At 60.1% G+C, this 17,234-nt stretch carries 18 protein-coding genes; 2 read left to right on the top strand and 16 right to left on the bottom strand.

Features of this window, described 5'->3' with window-relative positions; genetic code table 11:
• Positions 1 to 903: 903 nt before the first annotated feature.
• Positions 904 to 3,984: a di-heme oxidoredictase family protein gene (locus HHL21_RS20795; RefSeq protein WP_370659776.1), complete on the top strand. Its 3,081-nt coding sequence runs from the start codon at positions 904 to 906 to the stop codon at positions 3,982 to 3,984.
• Positions 3,985 to 4,067: 83 nt separating this feature from the next.
• Here the strand turns inward: HHL21_RS20795 and HHL21_RS20800 are convergent, their stop codons facing one another.
• Positions 4,068 to 6,272: an OsmC domain/YcaO domain-containing protein gene (locus HHL21_RS20800; protein ID WP_169469488.1), complete on the bottom strand. Its 2,205-nt coding sequence runs from the start codon at positions 6,270 to 6,272 to the stop codon at positions 4,068 to 4,070.
• Between the two features lie 187 nt (positions 6,273 to 6,459).
• Between HHL21_RS20800 and HHL21_RS20805 the strand changes: the two genes are divergently transcribed.
• A complete protein-coding gene (locus tag HHL21_RS20805) occupies positions 6,460 to 6,618 on the top strand; it encodes a hypothetical protein (protein ID WP_169469490.1) in 159 nt (52 codons plus the stop codon).
• On the opposite strand, the gene HHL21_RS20810 is transcribed toward HHL21_RS20805, so the two are convergent.
• The 15 genes from HHL21_RS20810 to mltG form a co-directional block, all read right to left on the bottom strand.
• Positions 6,615 to 7,055, bottom strand: a complete 441-nt coding sequence (locus tag HHL21_RS20810) for a DUF1801 domain-containing protein (RefSeq protein ID WP_169469492.1) — start codon at positions 7,053 to 7,055, stop codon at positions 6,615 to 6,617. The genes HHL21_RS20805 and HHL21_RS20810 overlap by 4 nt on opposite strands.
• Positions 7,049 to 7,828 carry an SDR family NAD(P)-dependent oxidoreductase gene (locus HHL21_RS20815; RefSeq protein WP_169469494.1) on the bottom strand — a complete coding sequence of 260 codons (780 nt, stop codon included), beginning with the start codon at positions 7,826 to 7,828 and terminating at the stop codon, positions 7,049 to 7,051. The genes HHL21_RS20810 and HHL21_RS20815 overlap by 7 nt, the downstream gene beginning before the upstream one ends.
• A gap of 9 nt (positions 7,829 to 7,837) precedes the next feature.
• A complete protein-coding gene (locus tag HHL21_RS20820; protein ID WP_370659775.1) occupies positions 7,838 to 9,043 on the bottom strand; it encodes a family 1 glycosylhydrolase in 1,206 nt (401 codons plus the stop codon).
• A 40-nt stretch (positions 9,044 to 9,083) separates the two neighbouring features.
• The gene (locus HHL21_RS20825) at positions 9,084 to 9,887 is read right to left on the bottom strand and encodes a M48 family metallopeptidase (RefSeq protein ID WP_308640262.1); all 804 of its coding nucleotides are present in this window, start codon (positions 9,885 to 9,887) and stop codon (positions 9,084 to 9,086) included.
• Positions 9,888 to 9,911: 24 nt separating this feature from the next.
• On the bottom strand, positions 9,912 to 10,139 hold the full coding sequence (locus HHL21_RS20830) for a DUF6139 family protein (protein ID WP_169469498.1): 228 nt from the start codon (positions 10,137 to 10,139) through the stop codon (positions 9,912 to 9,914).
• A 111-nt stretch (positions 10,140 to 10,250) separates the two neighbouring features.
• Positions 10,251 to 10,451, bottom strand: a complete 201-nt coding sequence (locus HHL21_RS20835) for a hypothetical protein (protein ID WP_169469500.1) — start codon at positions 10,449 to 10,451, stop codon at positions 10,251 to 10,253.
• Between the two features lie 134 nt (positions 10,452 to 10,585).
• The gene (locus HHL21_RS20840; protein ID WP_169469502.1) at positions 10,586 to 10,834 is read right to left on the bottom strand and encodes a hypothetical protein; all 249 of its coding nucleotides are present in this window, start codon (positions 10,832 to 10,834) and stop codon (positions 10,586 to 10,588) included.
• A gap of 122 nt (positions 10,835 to 10,956) precedes the next feature.
• On the bottom strand, positions 10,957 to 11,880 hold the full coding sequence (locus HHL21_RS20845; protein ID WP_169469505.1) for a class I SAM-dependent methyltransferase: 924 nt from the start codon (positions 11,878 to 11,880) through the stop codon (positions 10,957 to 10,959).
• Between the two features lie 115 nt (positions 11,881 to 11,995).
• Positions 11,996 to 12,634: an ankyrin repeat domain-containing protein gene (locus HHL21_RS20850; protein WP_169469507.1), complete on the bottom strand. Its 639-nt coding sequence runs from the start codon at positions 12,632 to 12,634 to the stop codon at positions 11,996 to 11,998.
• Positions 12,635 to 12,671: 37 nt separating this feature from the next.
• On the bottom strand, positions 12,672 to 13,451 hold the full coding sequence (locus tag HHL21_RS20855) for a TatD family hydrolase (RefSeq protein ID WP_169469561.1): 780 nt from the start codon (positions 13,449 to 13,451) through the stop codon (positions 12,672 to 12,674).
• Between the two features lie 113 nt (positions 13,452 to 13,564).
• Positions 13,565 to 14,074 (bottom strand): GNAT family N-acetyltransferase, encoded by a 510-nt coding sequence (locus tag HHL21_RS20860; protein ID WP_169469509.1) that lies wholly within the window; start codon positions 14,072 to 14,074, stop codon positions 13,565 to 13,567.
• Positions 14,075 to 14,092: 18 nt separating this feature from the next.
• Complete coding sequence (locus HHL21_RS20865; protein WP_169469511.1) at positions 14,093 to 14,470, bottom strand: PilZ domain-containing protein; 378 nt, start codon at positions 14,468 to 14,470, stop codon at positions 14,093 to 14,095.
• A 13-nt stretch (positions 14,471 to 14,483) separates the two neighbouring features.
• The gene (locus HHL21_RS20870; RefSeq protein WP_169469513.1) at positions 14,484 to 15,521 is read right to left on the bottom strand and encodes a DNA polymerase III subunit delta'; all 1,038 of its coding nucleotides are present in this window, start codon (positions 15,519 to 15,521) and stop codon (positions 14,484 to 14,486) included.
• Positions 15,521 to 16,150 (bottom strand): dTMP kinase, encoded by a 630-nt coding sequence (gene tmk, locus HHL21_RS20875; protein ID WP_169469515.1) that lies wholly within the window; start codon positions 16,148 to 16,150, stop codon positions 15,521 to 15,523. Before tmk ends, HHL21_RS20870 begins: the two co-directional genes overlap by 1 nt.
• 12 nt (positions 16,151 to 16,162) lie before the next feature.
• Positions 16,163 to 17,149, bottom strand: a complete 987-nt coding sequence (gene mltG, locus HHL21_RS20880; protein WP_169469517.1) for an endolytic transglycosylase MltG — start codon at positions 17,147 to 17,149, stop codon at positions 16,163 to 16,165.
• Positions 17,150 to 17,234: the final 85 nt, after the last annotated feature.

Here is a 17,234-nt window from a genome sequence, read left to right on the forward strand (position 1 = left end):
CAACTGGCTGTGGACCTACAATCACGACCGGCCCAACATGGCACTCGGCGGTATTACGCCAAAACAGAAATTGGCACTTGCCGCTTAACCTCTACTTTTAGCGTGCTCTAAAAATGGGGGGATTACCCTCAACTTTCAAAGCTCGGCAATGTTAATCCAACTTTCCGATGTCTCTATGCCGCGAAGTCTTCACGGGCCAGTCCTGGCTATAAGGCCAGCGCACTCATCCTCGAGAAAATTCTAACGCATGACTACTGGGCAGATCGGTGCCGATGGCGAGCCACCCGCGCGCGTTCGCCACCTCGCCGCTTGCGCGATCTTCTTGCGCCCCGTGGGCGTAGACCGGGCCCCTCCCGGTCCGAATCGCCCTGGCGCATGCGCACCAGAGTCTGTCGGTACTGGAACATCTCGAAGCTCCGTTTGGTCACGGCGCATCAGCAGAAAGTGTCACCCCGATGACGAAAAACGTCAGCATTTTTCCTGAAAAATGGCATTAAATTATGCTATTTGCATCGATATGACACGAAAACTGCCTCAATATTGCTGGTATGACATTTGCTTATAGATAAGTCTACGCGCAGTTGATGAGGTGGCGCCAGTCGCCAATCGCCATCAGCACGTGTTCAGCCCGGCTGCGTTAGCAGAATGTCACACCAACCGGCCTATCGAAGCTACGCACGACGAGGCGGCCAAGGCGCGCAAGCAACGGGATGTACCAGTGACGAACCAAAAGCAAAGGGATAGACCATGAGCAAAGCGCCATATCGGCATCGATCGAGCTTAGAACAGTTACGCAATCGTTCAACACGAGGGCTGCCGTTCGCCCTGACGTTGTTGCTGGCAGCCTGCGGCGGCGGGGGCGGCGAGTCCACAGTCCCTGGATCCCAGAACGTTTTGCTTGCTATGTCCAACTCGATGTCCGCGCGCAAGGCGGCAGAAATCCCGCTCACGCCGGTAAGCGCCGGCGCTAGTTCGTCAGAACGTGGCGACTTGTCCGCCGCTGCGGCGATCGACCACAACGAAAGCACGCGCTGGAGCAGCGAGTTCTCCGACGACCAGTACCTGACGCTGGATTTCGGGAAATCCGAGCTCATCAGCCGCGTGCGCATCGACTGGGAGAACGCCCACGCTGTTCAATACCTCTTGCAAGTCTCCGACGATAATACGAATTGGACCACGATCAAGGCTGTCGACAACAGCCAGGGCGGCACCGAAGACATAGGCGGGCTCTCAGGCCAGGGCCGCTATCTGCGTATGAAGGGCGTCAAGCGCTCGACGCAGTACGGCTATTCCATCCTCGAGATCCAGGCGTTCTCGGGCACGCCGGTCGCACCGCAACCGGTGCCCCAACCGGACCCCGCACCGGCGCCCGGTCCGATCGACACCAGCAAGCCCGGCGTGTCGGTCAAGCCGGTGGCGACCAGCTCCTCCGCGCTGGAAAACCCAGGCTTGTCCGCCGCACTGGCGATCGACGGCAAACCGACGACCCGCTGGGCCAGTTCGTTCGAGGACGGGGCCTGGATCCAATTCGACTTCGGCACCAGGACGCAGATCGGCTATATAAAGCTGCTCTGGGAGAACTCCTACGGAAAGCAGTACGCGCTGCGCGTGTCGGATGACGGTCAGAATTGGTCGCAACTACGCTACGTGACCAATGGCCAGGGGGGCACCGAGGAATTTTTCAATCTCGGCGCCAATGCCCGCTACATCCGACTGCAGGGTGTGGCCCGAGCCACACAGTATGGCTACTCGCTTTTCGAGGTGGAGTTCAAAACACCCGGCAGCGACAACACGGTGCTTAACGCCGCCACGTCGGCGCTGCAGTTCCCCGCCAACGGCAACGGGTGGGCGCCATTGCCCACATCGGTCGAGCCGCTCGAAACGCTGCAGTTCACGCTGTCCGACGGCACGCTGGTCACCCGATTCGGCGCACGCGGCTTAGCCCGTCACGGTCGCGAGCGTGGCGAGGAATGGAATGAAATCGGCTATGGCCCCAACGAGACAGTCGATCCGGTGACGGGTCTTGCAGTGGACAAAGGGCCAGGCAATTACCTGACCTTCGTGCCGAATTACTTCAAGAACCGTACCTGGGGCTTCGAGATCATCGACAATAGCCGCGTGGCGGGTGTGACTAAGCCGACGCTGACTGTTAACCAGTACAACACCGTGGACTTCCTGCCTGGCGGCGTGGCGTTCTTCCGCGCGTTCGACCGGCCGGGCGTGACAGGCTATGGCTGGATGAACCCCGGCGAGCTCGTCGATCGCAACGTCTCCATTTGCAAGCCCGTACCCTACCCTGCCAACGGCAAACTGGCCAGCGCCAATGGAATCAACGGCGCCTGTACCCTGCTGGTCAAGGAGTACCCGGGGCATGGTGATCTCGACGCCAGTGGCTTCCCGAATGGCAGGAATATCCCGGCGCGTCCCCTCGTCGCTGGTGACGTCATCGAAGTATCGCCGTCCATGTTCTCCACGACCAATGCCATGCAGGCCAAGGGTGACAACGGCGGTATCCGCTATTACTCATCCGAATTTATGTACGTGGTGGGCACGGGTCTCCGGCCCTGGTACGGAGTGCAGCCACGTCTTAACTCGGTGCCGCTTCCGGCGGAGACTTTGTCGGGCGGCGTCGGCTCGGTGTCCTATGACTACACGGACAATGGGTCGTTCATGTTCCAGCAGCCGCACACCAATATCGGCATGCAGAATATGCAACGTTTCGTCGAAGGCCGGCGGCTGGTTCATACTAATTTCGCGACCGGCGAGCACAACGAGCCAGGCAATGAGCGCTACACGCCAGCTGTGGGACTGCGGGGGCAGCGCTTCAACCAGTCCGCCTGCATCGCCTGCCACGTCAACAACGGCCGCAGCCCAGGCCCAAGCTCCCTGAACCAGCGGCTTGACAGCATGTCCGTCCGGGTTGCGGCTACCGGCGCTACGGGGCAGCAACTGCCGCATCCGCAGTATGGCAGCGCGGTTCAGATGAACACGCTGTCGGCCACTGGCGCCTCGCAAGATTGGGGCAACAGCGTTCGTGTGGGGGGATTCGAGAGCCGTTCAGTAAAGCTTGCAGACGGCACGATCGTCGAATTGCGCAAGCCAACGCTGGCGTTCGACGGTCCGGTGCCGGATACTTTTTCGCTGCGTGCCGCCCAGCCCATGATTGGCACTGGCTTGCTCGAAGCCGTACCTGAAGCGGATATCCTCGCGCGCGCCCGCTCGACACCGGACGGTGATGGCGTCATGGGCCAGGCCAACTATGTCTTCGATCCCGAGACTGGTGCCGTCCGCGTGGGTCGCTTCGGCTGGAAGGCGACCAAGGCGACGCTGCGCCAACAGACCGCTGCCGCGCTGCTGGCGGACATGGCGGTGACCTCGCCCGTCTACCCCAACCGGTCCTGCAGCACCGACCCTGCCGGCTGCGCTTCCGCCGGGGCCCAGAAGGGCATCTCGGAGTCCGATCTGCAATCGATCTCGCGCTATCTTGCGCTGGTGGGCGTGCCGGCCCAACGCAGTGTTGCCAGCGGCTTCCCCAAGGGCGTGGCACCGCTGGATGAACACCGCGTCGATCCGCTACAGGTGCGTTCCGGCGCCAAGGTCTTCGAGGGCATGCGATGTGCGGCCTGCCACACCGTGGAGATGAAAACTGGACCAGGGCACCTGTTCGCCGAGCTGCGCAACCAGACCATCCGGCCCTACACCGACTTACTGCTGCACGACATGGGTCCGGACCTTGCCGACAAGCTTGTCGAGGGTCAAGCCAAAGGTAGCATGTGGCGTACGTCGCCGTTGTGGGGCATCGGCTATACCGAGAAGGTCATGGGCAGCAACGCTAAAGTAGGTTACTTGCACGATGGTCGCGCCCGAAACCTCACCGAGGCCATCCTCTGGCACGGCGGTGAGGCGGCTCGCGCCCGCCAGCGCTTCGAAACCCTGTCCAAGGCGGACCGTGAGGCCCTGCTGGCGTTCCTGAAGTCGCTTTAATCGCTTAAGGACCGTTTTGTATAATATGCCGGCCGCTGAGTTGTTAGCGCTACCCAGCGGCCGGTTACATGATGCTCGTAACCCTAGCTGGAGGTAGCCGCCACATTGGCCCGTGCCATGTGCAATTTTTTGTAGCTGTCGATCAGGCGCTGGTGCCTATCGAGCCCCTCCAGTTTCGTACTCGTTGGCGTTAAACCGAAGAAGCGCACGCTGCCGTCCACCGACCCCATCACTGCATCCATCCGAGGATTGCCAAACATCCGGCGGAAATTGGCCGCGTAATCGTCCAGCTCCAAGGCGTCATCCAGCAGCACCTCTAACACCACATTCAAGGCCTGATAAAACAATCGGCGCTCGACCGTGTTGTCGTTGTACTGCAGGAAGGCTCCGACCAGCTCATGCGCCTCTTCAAATTGCTGCAAGGCCAGATGAATCAGCAGCTTCAACTCCAGAGTTGTCAGCTGGCCCCAGTCCGTATTCTCGTCAAATTCGACGCCGATCAATGTGGCGATGTCGCCGTAATCATCCAGCTCACTGTTCTCTAAACGCTCAAGCAGTGCTTCCAGGCTGGCGTCGTCCAGGCGATGCAAGTTCAAAATATCGGCCCGGAACAACAGCGCTTTGTTTGTGTTATCCCAGATCAAATCTTCTACCGGATAGATTTCCGAATAACCCGGCACCAAGATCCGACAGGCAATTGCGCCTAACTGGTCATACACCGCCACGTACGCTTCCTTGCCCATGTCTTCGAGAATGCCGAACAAGGTCGCGGCTTCCTCGGCATTGGAGTTTTCACCCTGGCCAGAAAAATCCCACTCAACAAAATCGTAATCAGCTTTGGCGCTGAAAAAGCGCCACGACACGATGCCGCTGGAGTCAATGAAGTGTTCAACAAAGTTATTTGGCTCAGTCACGGCTTCGCTTGCAAAGGTGGGCTGAGGTAAATCGTTCAAACCTTCAAAACTACGACCCTGTAGCAATTCCGTCAGACTACGTTCCAGCGCCACCTCGAAGCTTGGGTGCGCGCCGAACGATGCAAACACACCGCCTGTGCGCGGGTTCATCAAGGTGACGCACATCACCGGGTACACGCCTCCCAGCGACGCATCCTTCACCAGCACCGGAAAGCCCTGCTCTTCCAACCCCTGAATGCCGGCCAGAATGCCAGGATATTTCGCCAGCACTTCCTGCGGCACGTCGGGCAATGCGATTTCGCCTTCCAGAATTTCGCGTTTGACCGCCCGTTCGAAAATTTCTGATAGACATTGCACCTGCGCCTCGACCAGCGTATTCCCGGCACTCATGCCATTACTGACGTACAGGTTTTCGACCAGGTTGGACGGAAAATACACCACCGCGCCGTCCGACTGCCGAACATACGGCAGCGAGCAGATACCGCGCTGCTCATTGCCGGAGTTGGTGTCGACCAGGTGCGAGCCACGCAACTCGCCATCGGGATTGTAAATTTCCAGACAGTGCTCATCCAGAATTTCAGGCGGCAGCGCATCTTTAAGGCCAGGTTTGAACCAGCGTTCGTTCGGGTAATGGACGAACGCCGCGTTGGCGAAGTCTTCGCCCCAAAACGTACCGGCGTAGAAATGGTTGTTGTTCAGTCGCTCGATATACTCTCCCAACGCCGACGCCAACGCGCTTTCTTTGGTCGCTCCCTTGCCATTGGTAAAACACATCGGCGAGTGCGCATCGCGGATATGTAGCGACCACACATTGGGAACGATATTGCGCCACGAAGCAATTTCAATCTTGATGCCCAGGTCCGCCAAAACGCCCGACATATTGGCAATGGTTTGCTCCAACGGCAGATCCTTGCCCGCAATATAGGTGCTCGCTTCAGAAGCCGGATTCACCATCAGCAACGCCTGAGCATCGGCATCTAAATTCGCTACCTCTTCAATCACGAACTCGGGGCCGGCTTGCACCACTTTTTTCACCGTACAACGGTCGATGGAGCGCAAAATACCTTGGCGGTCTTTGTCGGAGATGTCCGCCGGCAACTCAACCTGAATCTTGAAAATCTGCTGGTAACGGTTTTCCGGATCAACAATATTATTTTGCGACAGGCGGATATTTTCGGTAGGAATATTGCGGGTTACGCAATACAACTTCACAAAATACGCCGCACACAGGGCCGATGAGGCCAGAAAGTAGTCAAACGGACCCGGCGCCGAGCCATCGCCCTTGTAACGTATCGGTTGGTCGGCGATCACCGTGAAATCATCGAACTTGGCTTCAAGACGAAGCTTATCGAGAAAGTTGACCTTAATTTCCATGGGGGAATTCCAAAATAGTGCGCAAAATCGCTTAGACAGCATTATCCGTTCTTTTAGCCTTACAGCATAGGCTGATGACCGGCCCCATACCGTCGGGGTGCGCGTAAGCCTGTTCCTACATCACCAATATAAGTCGCCATCCCGTCGATCCGTCCGGCTTTCTTTCCGGTGCTAGCGCCATCGCAGCATGTTCATCGATGGCCTGGACATGCTGGGATCGACGCTGCGTCACAAGCAGCAGATCGAGTCCTTTGCCCGCAACTGGCACGGGGCTCATCCCTGGCTGAAAGACGTTGCCGCGGTGACGCGTGACAGGCTTAACCGGACAGCAAACGCTCGTATTTAAGGATGGCCTGGCGCGGGTTTGCGCCTGGCCACCGGCCGCTTCGCAGCTGTGGATCTGTTCAGGGCCACGGCGGCGCGGATCAAGGCGATCAGGGCCTCCTCGTCAACCGCTTCGCCTTCATGGAGATCGATGGCGCGCCGGGTGTTTCCTTCGAGGCTGGAATTGAACAGGCCCGAAGGGTCGTCCAAGGAGGCACCCTTGGCGAAAGTCATCTTCACCGCACTTTTGTACGTCTCACCGGTACAAATGATTCCAGCGTGTTCCCACACCGGGACCCCGCGCCACTTTACTTCTTCGATCACCTCGGGATCGGCCTTCTTGATGATTTTCCGAATCAGCGCGAGCGTCGGGCCGCGCCAATCGCCCAGTTCCTTAATTTTCGCGTCGATCAGTTGAGCGGGAGAGTTACTGACTTCGTCTTCAGCCTTCTTCAGCATCGGTCTCTTTCTTGTTTGTGGCTTCCCAAGATCGGTAGTCGGCCGCCGTCCGCTGTCAGGACACTGCCTGAGATAAAGCTCGACTTGTGCGACGCCAGGAATAACACAATTTCTGCGACCTCTGACGGCTTTCCAACCTCGCGCTTGTCGATCGTCTCTTCGCCCGACTTCACCTGCGGATTATTCCAGAGCATCTCGGTATCCACCGCGCCCAGTCTCAGCGCATTCACCCGGATGCGCCGTTCGTAGCATTCAAGCGCGAGTCCGCGCGTGAACGCTTCAAGCCAGCCCTTGCTTGCAGAATATGCCGTGCTGTGGGTGTCCGTAGCGATTGCGTGAACCGACGAAATGTTGATGATGGAACTGTCCTGCGGCATGTGCGGGATGGCGTGCTTTGCCATCAAGAACGGGCCGCGCATGTTCACTGCTACCGTATGCCCCCATTCCGCCTCGTCCATGTCAATCAACGGACCGGTCGCCATGACGGCGGCATTGTTGACCATCACGTCAATCGACTTCCATCGTTTGACGATATCCGAAACCGCGTTGCGCACCTCGTCACTATTGGCGACATCGGCATGGATAAAACTGCAGTCGCCGACGCCCAGGCGCCCTGCCAGCGCCTTTAGTTTAGCTTCGACTTCCCGCCCGGCGTCGTCGTTGCGCCCAATAATTGCCGTGCGAGCGCCCTCCTCCACAAACCTGCGTGCGATCGCCTCGCCGATGCCGGCGGTACCGCCGGTAATCACCGCCACCCGGTCGCGTAATTCCATACGCCCCCTCTATTTGCGCAGGCACATCAGCCCGCTGTTGACCTGGCCCGACCACGTTTTGATCAGCTCGCGGTAAGCCTCGCCAACCGGCCTGATCCGCCGGTCGAGGTCGAACAGTCCGTAGTGGTTCACATGGCCGCTGTTTTCGGTTAGCAAACTGTCCCAGTCGACCTGGTCAATGAGGCTGTACCAGGTAAAGCCGACGATCGGCACGCCGTCGTTCTTCAGGCGGAGAACGTTCGACCATTGCTGCTCCAGCCAGACGCGGCCGTCCTTCTCAAGCCGCGCGTCGTCGCGGTTGTTGGTTTCAGTGTGCATCACAGGCAACCGGTAGCGGTCGTAGTATTGCTTCGTGATGACGTAGTAGCCGAACATTTCGCAGACAAACATGCTGCCGTCCGGATAAACGATGTGCTCGTTGGTAGCGTAGTAGTCGTTGCCCATGATGCAGACGGCCCTGACATTCCGGTCGAGGAAGAAATGGTATTCCTCACGCGTCATGCCGTTATCCATCAGGTACTCGTACATGGTGCCGCACACGTCGTAGCCGTAATTCAGGTCCAGCGCAAGGAACCTCAGCTCGTTCAGGTGGTCGGCGACTTTAATCGCGGCAGGTTCGACGGCGTGGAAATATTCCGACGATTCGCTTTGAATAAAGCGGCCATTCGGCTGGACGTTCGCGATCGCTTCGGTGGCCAGGATGTTCGCCTTGACCAGGTGCTTGGTCGCGGTGACGAAGGCGGCATCGGATGCCAGGCACTCGTTCCACATGCCGTAGCGCGCGGAAAAATTCGCAGCGACATAGATCTCATTCACCGGTGTGTACAAGGTTATCCAGGGAAAGCGCTGGGCGAATGCGCCGGCGTATTCGGCAAACAGGGCGGGAAAGTCAGGATTCTGGAAGTCGCCGATCCAGTCTGGGACGCCGAAATGGCAGAGGTCGACAATCGGCGCGATGCCCAGGCGCTTCAGTTCCGGGAAGACCTGGTCGGCAAAGTCCCAGTCGTAGCGGCCGGGTCCGAGATGGGTGGCGTAATACGGCGGGCCATACCGCAGAACATCGATGCCGAGGCCCTGCACCAGCGCGAAATCTTCCCGCCAGCGCTCGTAATGGCCCGTCTTCGCCATTTCGTCGACGCGGTGGCGCGTGCCGTCCGGCAAAGCTATGACGGGATAGCTGTTCTCGATGCCAGTTGCAAAAAGAAACGGTTGCACGCGCGTTCCTTGTGCCTCGGGGAACCCCTGCCCTGTTCGCCTATTGCTTGCTTGCCGCCTGGTACAGCGGCGCAACGGCGGCTTGCATGCGGGTCAGGTCCGCGATGCGGGATTCGTTAGCCGGATGGGTTGACAGGAACTGCGGCGGACGGTCGCCGCTGCTTGCCGCGCCCATCTTTTGCCAGACGCTGACGGCCGCCGCGGGATTGAACCCTGCGCGCGCCGCGAGTTCGAGGCCGATCTTGTCCGCCTCGGATTCGTTCTTACGTGAATTCGGTAGTGTGAGCATCACATCGGCAACCTGGCTCGCCATTTTGGCCTGCGTCTCGGTGGTCTGCAATGCGCCCAGCACGACCGAGCCGATCAGGTTTTGCGCCATTGCCTGCGATACCTTTTCGCGGCCGTGTTCGCGCAGGGCGTGGGCGATTTCGTGGCCCACAACCATCGCGATCTCGTCGTCGGTCAGGTTGAGTGAGCGGATGATGCCGGTGTAGACGGTGATCTTGCCGCCTGGCGCGCACGATGCGTTCAGCTCGGGGGAATCGATCAGCGCCACTTCCCAGTTCCAGTTGGCGGCGTCGGGCCGGAACACCGGCGCCTGTTGCTGCAGGCGCGCCGCGATGCGCCGGAGGCGCTCGTATTCGGCGCCCTGGGTGACGAGCTTGCCCGCCGCCCGCGCCTTTTCATTTTGCTCGTTGAAACTTACCTGCGCCATCTGTTCGAGCTGTTCAGCCGGAACAATCAGTAATTGCCTGCGATCGACATCGACTGCGCCGGGACTTGTGGTCGAAGCACAGCCAGCCAGGGCCGCGATGGCCGCGACGATGACAGCGTGCTTAATCAAGGTAAGTTTCATTGCGGCGGATGATTAGTGGACGGAGGAAGTTACTGCGTAGCCCTTTTCGGAAAGCTGCTCTGTGAGGCGCTGGATGTCGTAATCGGGCATCTGGGTGGCGTCATCGTCGACTTCCACAGCCCTCGCCTCCACCTGCCAGTCGGTATTGGTTGCTTCTTCGGGGATGTTGCGGGTCTCCGGAACTGCGAGATACTGGAAATTGCCGTCCGTCTCGGCCCTGCGGTAGATATCCAAGCGCATGCTGAACTCCTATAAAAGAAAGGCGGACCACGCCATCCGATCAGCGGGATCCGTTTCCTTACTTTGGAGAAGGCCGGCAGTTCTGTCTGTTAAGTCACCCACATTGAAGGGTTATCGGCCCGGCCCCGAGCCGAGGATACGCGCGGGCAGCAGCACGATGGCGCGCAGCAGCTCGAAAACCGCTTCGACGCCGATGCCGATCAGGCGAAACGGCAGGGTCAGCAGCCAGGCGACCGGCCATAGCACCAGGGCGAGCAGCGCAAGCGGCCAGCACAGGAACAAGACAAGCAACCACACCAGGAAACTAAACATTGCACACTCCGAAGGGAAAGAGATCGAGTGTGCATACAGTACGTCAGCAGCCAAGCGCGGGCAACGCCCATGCGACCAGCTGCGTGTGGAAGCGACAAGAATGCAAAAACCGGGGATAGACGGCTAAGCTGGCCTTACTGGCCCAGGCAGATGATCCGGGTGCTGTATTCGTGCGCGTTGGGCTTGCGTTTGGTGGCCCAGTCGATGGCTTCCTGCGCTTCGGCGACGGTGAGGACCGTGGCCTTTTCCTTGTTCTTGATAAAGGAAACGCCTTCGAACTTGCCTTCCTTGCTGCGCATTACTTTCGCGAACACAGGTGGTTTGGTGTCGCCGTCGCTGATTTTGTTCTGCTGGACGAGGTAACGCTGGTCAATGTTTTCCATGTGGGACAGTCGATAGTGGTCGGTCAAACCGGCATTTTACCGGTTGGCGGCGGCGATTGTCAGGAAAACCGGGGGGGCGCCGAGGCGCCCGGCGAGATGGCCGGGCGATTGCTGCATGCGATTTAAGCGCGGGCAGTGTTGAGATGCACTGGCGTGGCGACCATGTCCTGTGCCACGGAAACGCGCATCGTCGCTTCCAGCGAAGGCAGCGAGCCGCCGGCGCGGTAGGAGAAGCTTACCTGCACCACATCGCCGGCCTTGACCGCCACCGGCGTCGCCACCGGCAGGCTCATGTAGTGGTTGAGCCAGTCGATCGTGCTGCCCTCTTCCTGCACGACGGCAAGAATGTTCTTGGTGATGAAGCGCAGTGCGTTGACCGTGCCGCTCTTGCCGGCGACGAATTCGCCTTCCCAGGCGATCTGCGGATCGTTCGGCTGGCTGAAATCGAGAATGCTGTAAACCGCTGGCGGCGCCATGTCGATGGTGCCTGGGTGAATCACATTGGTCTCGTGAAACTGGACGATTGGCGCGTAGAAGCCTTCGAAATCGTATTCGACCTGCATCGGCTGGACAGCCATGATCGCCGCTTCCGGCAGGAACACCGGCAGCGGGCCGCCGAAACGCTCGAGGTAACGGATCTTGAACGCCTCGATGACCTGGACCTGCTTTTCGCGCAGCATGCCGACATGGATCATTTCGCAGATCACGACATCGACCGGCTCGGGCGGCAGGTACTCGAATGCGTCCGCGTGGACGACCTCGACCTTGTGGCCGTTCGGGTTCAGCGCCATCATCTTGCGCGCTTCCTTGACCATGTCCGGATTGAACTCGACGCAGTAGACCTTGTCGGCCTTTGCCGCCGCGAACCACGACAGCACGCCGGTGCCGCCGCCCAGTTCGAGCACTTTATGTCCTGGACGTACGGCGTAATGGATCGCCGACTTAAACCCGTGCATGCGGTTCTGGTCCATCAACATATTGTGGTGGTAATGGACGGGGATAAATTGCCCCAGATAACAGCTCTCGATTTCGCTTTCGTTCCGCATGGTTTCCTTTTCGTTCCTGGCGATGTGACGATGCCATTATCGACAACATTCGCCTCGTCCCATGCGGCGAGGTGGGCAGTGTTTCCATGCCAGTTCGGGAATTGCCAAGACGAAACTAGCGAACGCGTTTGCCCGGCCGACGATGCGCGTTGATGGCTTTGACGATGCGCGGTTTGTCCATGCGTTCGGCGAAATCGGCGGCGGTCAGGCCGTCAGAGCTGGTCAGCGACGTGTTCGCACCGGCTTCCAGCAGCACGGCGACCGCGGATTCCTGCCCTTCGCGGGCTGCCATCATCAAGGGAGTCAGCCCGCCAGGGGCGGGTGAGTTGAGCGCGGCGCCACGGCCGATGAGGATGCGGGCGATGTCGGCGGCGTCGCCGGCGGCGGCGTAGTGCAAGGGGCTCCAGCCCGCGCGGTCGACCTTGGCGCCGCGTTCCAGCAAGGCCAGCGCGGCCGGCTTGTTGCGCTTGAACGCAGCCATCATCAATGCGGTGTTGCCGTTGGGTGCTTCCAGCTCAAGCTTTACGCGAGGATCATCCATCAAGGCGTTGAAAACGTTCATGGAATCGTCGCGCAAGGCGACGATCAACGCGGTCTCGCCCGTGCGCGGATCGCGCGCGTTGACGTCGACGCCCTTCGCGATCTGTGCCTTCACGGCGTTCGCGTTATCGACCTGCACCAGGGTAAAGTAGTGGGACAAGTCGTCCGCGCCTGCGCCGCGCGCGACGCCCATGCACAGCATGAGAAAGAACATTAAGTGCATTGGCCGGCGCAGGTTCAGCATGAAGTCCTCAGCGTACCGCCTTGAATAGATTGAAGAAGTTTTCCGTCGTCTGCTCGGCGACGTGGCTGAGCGGAACGTCCTTCAGCGTCGCCAGATACTCGGCAACATGGCAAACGAAGCCGGGCTCGTTCATCTTGCCGCGGTGCGGAACCGGGGCGAGGTAAGGCGAGTCGGTTTCGATCAGGATGCGCTCCATCGGGACGGCACGGGCGACAGCCTGCAGGTCCTTGGCGCTCTTGAAGGTGACGATGCCGGAGAACGAGATGTAGAAGCCCATTTCGAGCGCGGCTTCCGCCACTTCCAGCGATTCGGTGAAGCAGTGCATGACCCCGGCGACGCCGCCCTTGTCGGTGCCCGCGCCCTCTTCGCGCATGATGCGGATGGTGTCTTCGCTGGCTGCGCGCGTGTGGATAATCAAAGGCTTACGGGTGATTCTTGAAGCCCGGATGTGGGTTCGAAAGCGCTCGCGCTGCCATTCGAGGTCGCCTTCCAGCCGGTAATAATCGAGGCCTGTTTCGCCGATCGCGATGATTTTCGGATGGTTGGCCAGCTCGACCAGCTGGTCGACGCTCGGCTCGGGCGTGTCCTCGTAATCGGGATGCACTCCGACGGAAGCGTATATGTTCGGATACTGCTCGGCCAGCGCGAGCACTTGCGGGAAATCGGGCAGGTCGACGGAAACGCAGAGCGCGTGGGTCACCCGGTTCTCGGCCATCTTGGCAAGGATTTCGGGCATCCGGGCAGCCAGCTCCGGGAAATTGATGTGGCAATGGGAATCGATGTACATGGCGTTATTGTACGCGATGGCGCCACCCGGCTTGAGCCCTCCGCCGATCGCGGCGCGGTTCGCCGTCATCCCCGCGAATGCGGGGATCCATGCCGAGCAGAACGGAATGGGAGTTACGCGACCCGCTTGCCCAGGATAATCAGGTCGCGCTCGATACCATCCAGATTCGCCACCCGCGGCAAGTTCGCCCAGACTTCGAACCCATATTTTTTGAACAACGCCAGGCTCGGCGCGTTGTGCCCGAAAATGAATCCCAGCAGCGTATGCACGGCAATCTTCGGCGCATGCTCAATCGCCTGCTCGAGGCAATACCGCCCCAGCCCCTTGCCGCGCCAGTCTTCAGCGATATAAATCGACACCTCAGCCGTACCCGAGTACGCCGGACGGCCATAGAAGTTCGAGTAAGACATCCAGCCTATCACCGGGCCGCTGTGATTCTCTTCATGAATCACCCACAACGGCCGACGGGCCGGATCGTGATCGTCAAACCATTGCTGCCGGGACGCCACCGTGACCGGCTCGGTATCGGCCGTCACCTCGCGCGAGGCGATGGTGGAGTTGTAAATCCCGACAATGACGGGCAGGTCTTCAGGGCGTGCAACGCGGTGTACGAAAGACGGCATAAAAGCAGGAATGGGGAATTAAAGGGTATGGGTAGCGCGCGACGACCGCAGCGCGGCACCGAGGATTTCTTCGATGCGCAGCTTGGCGCGCTGGCCGGATTCGTCGTCCGGGAAGTGCACGCCGATGCCCTGCGCCTTGTTATTGTTGGCGCCGGCAGGCGTGATCCAGGCGACCTTGCCTGCGATCGGGTACTTGTTCGGGTCTTCCATCAGCGCCAGGATCAGGTAGATCTCGTCGCCGAGCTTGTACGGCTTGGCGGTCGGGACGAACATGCCGCCGTTCTTCAAAAACGGCATGTAAGCGGCATACAACGCCGCCTTTTCCTTGATGGCAAGCGACAGCACCGAGGGCCGCGGGATCAGCGGAGCGTTCGGGTCAGTTGGATTGCCAGTCATTCAAGTCCTTTTTTCAAGCACAACATGCAGTGTAATCAAGCAGCATGTCCTCGACAAACAATTTCGCCGACAGCGGGTGGTCGGCGACCGCGCGTCGCTCGTTTGCACCCTTGATCGCGCGCATCAGGTTGGCAGTGTGCACCTTGCCCGCGAGTACTGCAAGTTCCTTCTCATAACGAGGGTAGTAGCGGATCTGGCCGGACAACTTATATGACAACAAATCGTAGAGCCAGCGCTGTTGCCAGGAAACCAACGCGGCAAGCGGCGCCTTGCTAAGCTTGTCGGCGGCCTTGAGCGCGCCCTCGACGCCGGGACGGGCGAGCACCTGCAGCAGCGCGTCCATGTCCTCGCGGCTGCCCGATTCGGACTGGACCAGCGCGGCCAGCGGCGCCCCGCCCTGCTCGCGCAGCCAGCTTTCGGCGTCGGCCAGCCCCTGCTCCTTGAGCCATTTCAGCGCGGCTGCGTTGTCCGGCATCGGCAAAGCGAACTTGCGGCAGCGCGACAGGATGGTCGGCAGCAGCCGGTCGAGACTGTTCGACGCGAGCAGGAACACGGTTCCCGGTGGCGGCTCCTCGAGTGTCTTGAGCAAGGCATTCGACGCCGGCGTATTGAGCGCTTCGGCCGGGTAGACGACCACCACCCGCAATCCTTGCCGGTGGGTCGAGATGTTCATGAAGTCGGCCAGGTTGCGGATCTGTTCGATCTTGATTTCCTTGGATGGCGCCTTGGTCGACTTGGATTTCTTGCCGCTGTCCGCCTCCGCGCCCTCGTCGCCTTCCGCACCGGGCTCGTCTTCGAGCGCTTCCGGCCGTACGCGGCGGTAGTCAGGGTGATTATGCTGCTCGAACCAGCCGCAGGATGCGCAGGCGCCGCAGGCATGGCCGTCGGCGCGCACGTTTTCGCACAGCAGCGACTGGGCGAAGGTTTCAATAAAGTCCGACTTGCCGGTGCCTTCAGCGCCGTAGAACAGGATGGCGTGCGGCATGCGTTCGCGCAGCTGCTGAAGCTGCTCCCACGCCTGCGTGTGCCATGGATAGAGTGGTTTGGCCATTACGCGACCAGCTTTCCGAGCACCTCGGCGAGGAACGCACGGGTTTCTTCGATGCTGCGGGTCGAATCGACGACGACGATGCGGTCCGGGAACTGCGCTGCGCGGCGCAGGTATTCATTGCGGCATGCCGAGAAGAAGTCGGCCTGTTCCTGCTCGAACTTGTCGAGCGTGCGCGTGGCGTCCAGGCGTGCGCGGGCGACATCGAGCGGCACGTCGAACAGCAAGGTCAGGTCCGGCTGCAGGTGCGGATGCACCCAGTTTTCCAGCGCCTCAAGCTTGGCGCGGTCCAAGCCGCGCCCGCCGCCCTGGTAGGCAAAGCTGGCGTCGGTAAAGCGGTCGGACAGCACCCAGTCGCCCCGCGCGAGCCCCGGAGCAATGACCTGGGCGATATGTTCGCGGCGGCTGGCAAACATCAGCAGCGCTTCCGTTTCCAGGTCCATCTGTTCATGCAGCAGCAGGTCGCGCAGCTTTTCGCCGACGCCGGTGCCGCCCGGTTCGCGCGACGCCACCACGGTCTTGCCGCGCGAGGCCAGGAACTCGGCGACGAAACCGATGTGGGTGGACTTGCCGGCGCCGTCGATGCCTTCAAAGCTGATGAACTTGCCCGGTACTGCATTACTTTGGGTCATGAAACGCGACGCCTATCGTTGAAATTTATTCACTGCGCGATTGTGGTCGGGCAGGTTGTCGGAGAACTGACTGCTGCCATCCCCGCGCGCTACGAAATACAAGGCCTCGGTGGTGGCCGGGCCGAGCGCTGCTGCCAGCGATTTCTCGCCCGGCAGTGCGATCGGCGTCGGCGGCAGGCCGGAGCGCATATAAGTATTGTACGGGGTATCGGTTTCCAGATCCTTCTTGCGGATATCGCCGTCGAACTTGTGGCCGATGCCGTAGATGACCGTCGGATCGGTCTGCAGCATCATGCCGCGCTTGAGGCGGTTGACGAACACCGCGGCAATCATCGGGCGCTCCGATTCCTTGCCGGTTTCCTTTTCGACGATCGACGCCATCACCAGCGCCTGGTATGGCGTCGTGTAGGGCAGCCCTTCCGCGCGCTGTTCCCACGCGGCCTTCAGCTTGGTCAGCAGCATCGAATGCGCCTGTTTGTAGATGGCCAGGTCGCTCGCACCTTTAGCGAACAAATACGTGTCCGGGAAAAACAGGCCCTCCGGCGCCTTGTACTCGGGCGAGATCTTGGCCATCAGCTCGGTGTCGGACAACTTCGCGGTGTCATGACGCAAGCCCTTGTTGTTCGCGACCGCTTCGCGCATCTGGCGAAAGGTCCAGCCCTCGATGATGGTCAGCGACTCCTGCGCGAACTCGCCGCGCACCATCTGGTCGATCAGGCCGCGCGGCGTGGTGTTCGGTTTCAGCTCGTACGAGCCGGCTTTGATCTTGCCGCTCTTCTGCGTGACCCGCGCGAGGGTGGAAAGCAGGAACGGATTGACCGGCACGCCGGCGGCCGAGATCTCCTTCGCTGCGGCGCCGACGCCGCTGCCCGGCAGCACCGTAAACGGAATCGGCTCGGCCTGCGTGGTGATGGGCTGCTTGGCCCAATAGCTGAATCCGCCAACCGCGGCCGCCGTGGCGAGGATCGCTGCGATTGCTAGTTTTTTCATGAACGACATACCCGATCCCTTGGTTTTGCGCGGCTTCCGGCGCGATTTTCTCGACATCTTTATAATGAGCCCGTAATGATAAAGCTTTAATCGG

This window comes from Massilia polaris (assembly GCF_012927275.1).
GTDB classification, from domain to species: domain Bacteria; phylum Pseudomonadota; class Gammaproteobacteria; order Burkholderiales; family Burkholderiaceae_D; genus Telluria_A; species Telluria_A polaris.

Bases quoted from the DNA above. Each gene is read 5' to 3' on its own strand.
- HHL21_RS20805 (WP_169469490.1), top strand. From the start codon at position 6,460: ATGTTCATCGATGGCCTGGACATGCTGGGATCGACGCTGCGTCACAAG.
- HHL21_RS20835 (WP_169469500.1), bottom strand. From the start codon at position 10,451: ATGTTTAGTTTCCTGGTGTGGTTGCTTGTCTTGTTCCTGTGCTGGCCG.
- tmk (WP_169469515.1), bottom strand. From the start codon at position 16,150: ATGACCCAAAGTAATGCAGTACCGGGCAAGTTCATCAGCTTTGAAGGC.
- HHL21_RS20840 (WP_169469502.1), bottom strand. From the start codon at position 10,834: ATGGAAAACATTGACCAGCGTTACCTCGTCCAGCAGAACAAAATCAGC.
- HHL21_RS20860 (WP_169469509.1), bottom strand. From the start codon at position 14,074: ATGCCGTCTTTCGTACACCGCGTTGCACGCCCTGAAGACCTGCCCGTC.
- HHL21_RS20870 (WP_169469513.1), bottom strand. From the start codon at position 15,521: ATGGCCAAACCACTCTATCCATGGCACACGCAGGCGTGGGAGCAGCTT.
- HHL21_RS20830 (WP_169469498.1), bottom strand. From the start codon at position 10,139: ATGCGCTTGGATATCTACCGCAGGGCCGAGACGGACGGCAATTTCCAG.
- HHL21_RS20800 (WP_169469488.1), bottom strand. From the start codon at position 6,272: ATGGAAATTAAGGTCAACTTTCTCGATAAGCTTCGTCTTGAAGCCAAG.
- HHL21_RS20855 (WP_169469561.1), bottom strand. From the start codon at position 13,451: ATGTACATCGATTCCCATTGCCACATCAATTTCCCGGAGCTGGCTGCC.
- HHL21_RS20815 (WP_169469494.1), bottom strand. From the start codon at position 7,828: ATGGAATTACGCGACCGGGTGGCGGTGATTACCGGCGGTACCGCCGGC.
- HHL21_RS20845 (WP_169469505.1), bottom strand. From the start codon at position 11,880: ATGCGGAACGAAAGCGAAATCGAGAGCTGTTATCTGGGGCAATTTATC.
- HHL21_RS20795 (WP_370659776.1), top strand. From the start codon at position 904: ATGTCCAACTCGATGTCCGCGCGCAAGGCGGCAGAAATCCCGCTCACG.
- HHL21_RS20810 (WP_169469492.1), bottom strand. From the start codon at position 7,055: ATGCTGAAGAAGGCTGAAGACGAAGTCAGTAACTCTCCCGCTCAACTG.
- mltG (WP_169469517.1), bottom strand. From the start codon at position 17,149: ATGTCGTTCATGAAAAAACTAGCAATCGCAGCGATCCTCGCCACGGCG.
- HHL21_RS20865 (WP_169469511.1), bottom strand. From the start codon at position 14,470: ATGACTGGCAATCCAACTGACCCGAACGCTCCGCTGATCCCGCGGCCC.
- HHL21_RS20850 (WP_169469507.1), bottom strand. From the start codon at position 12,634: ATGTTCTTTCTCATGCTGTGCATGGGCGTCGCGCGCGGCGCAGGCGCG.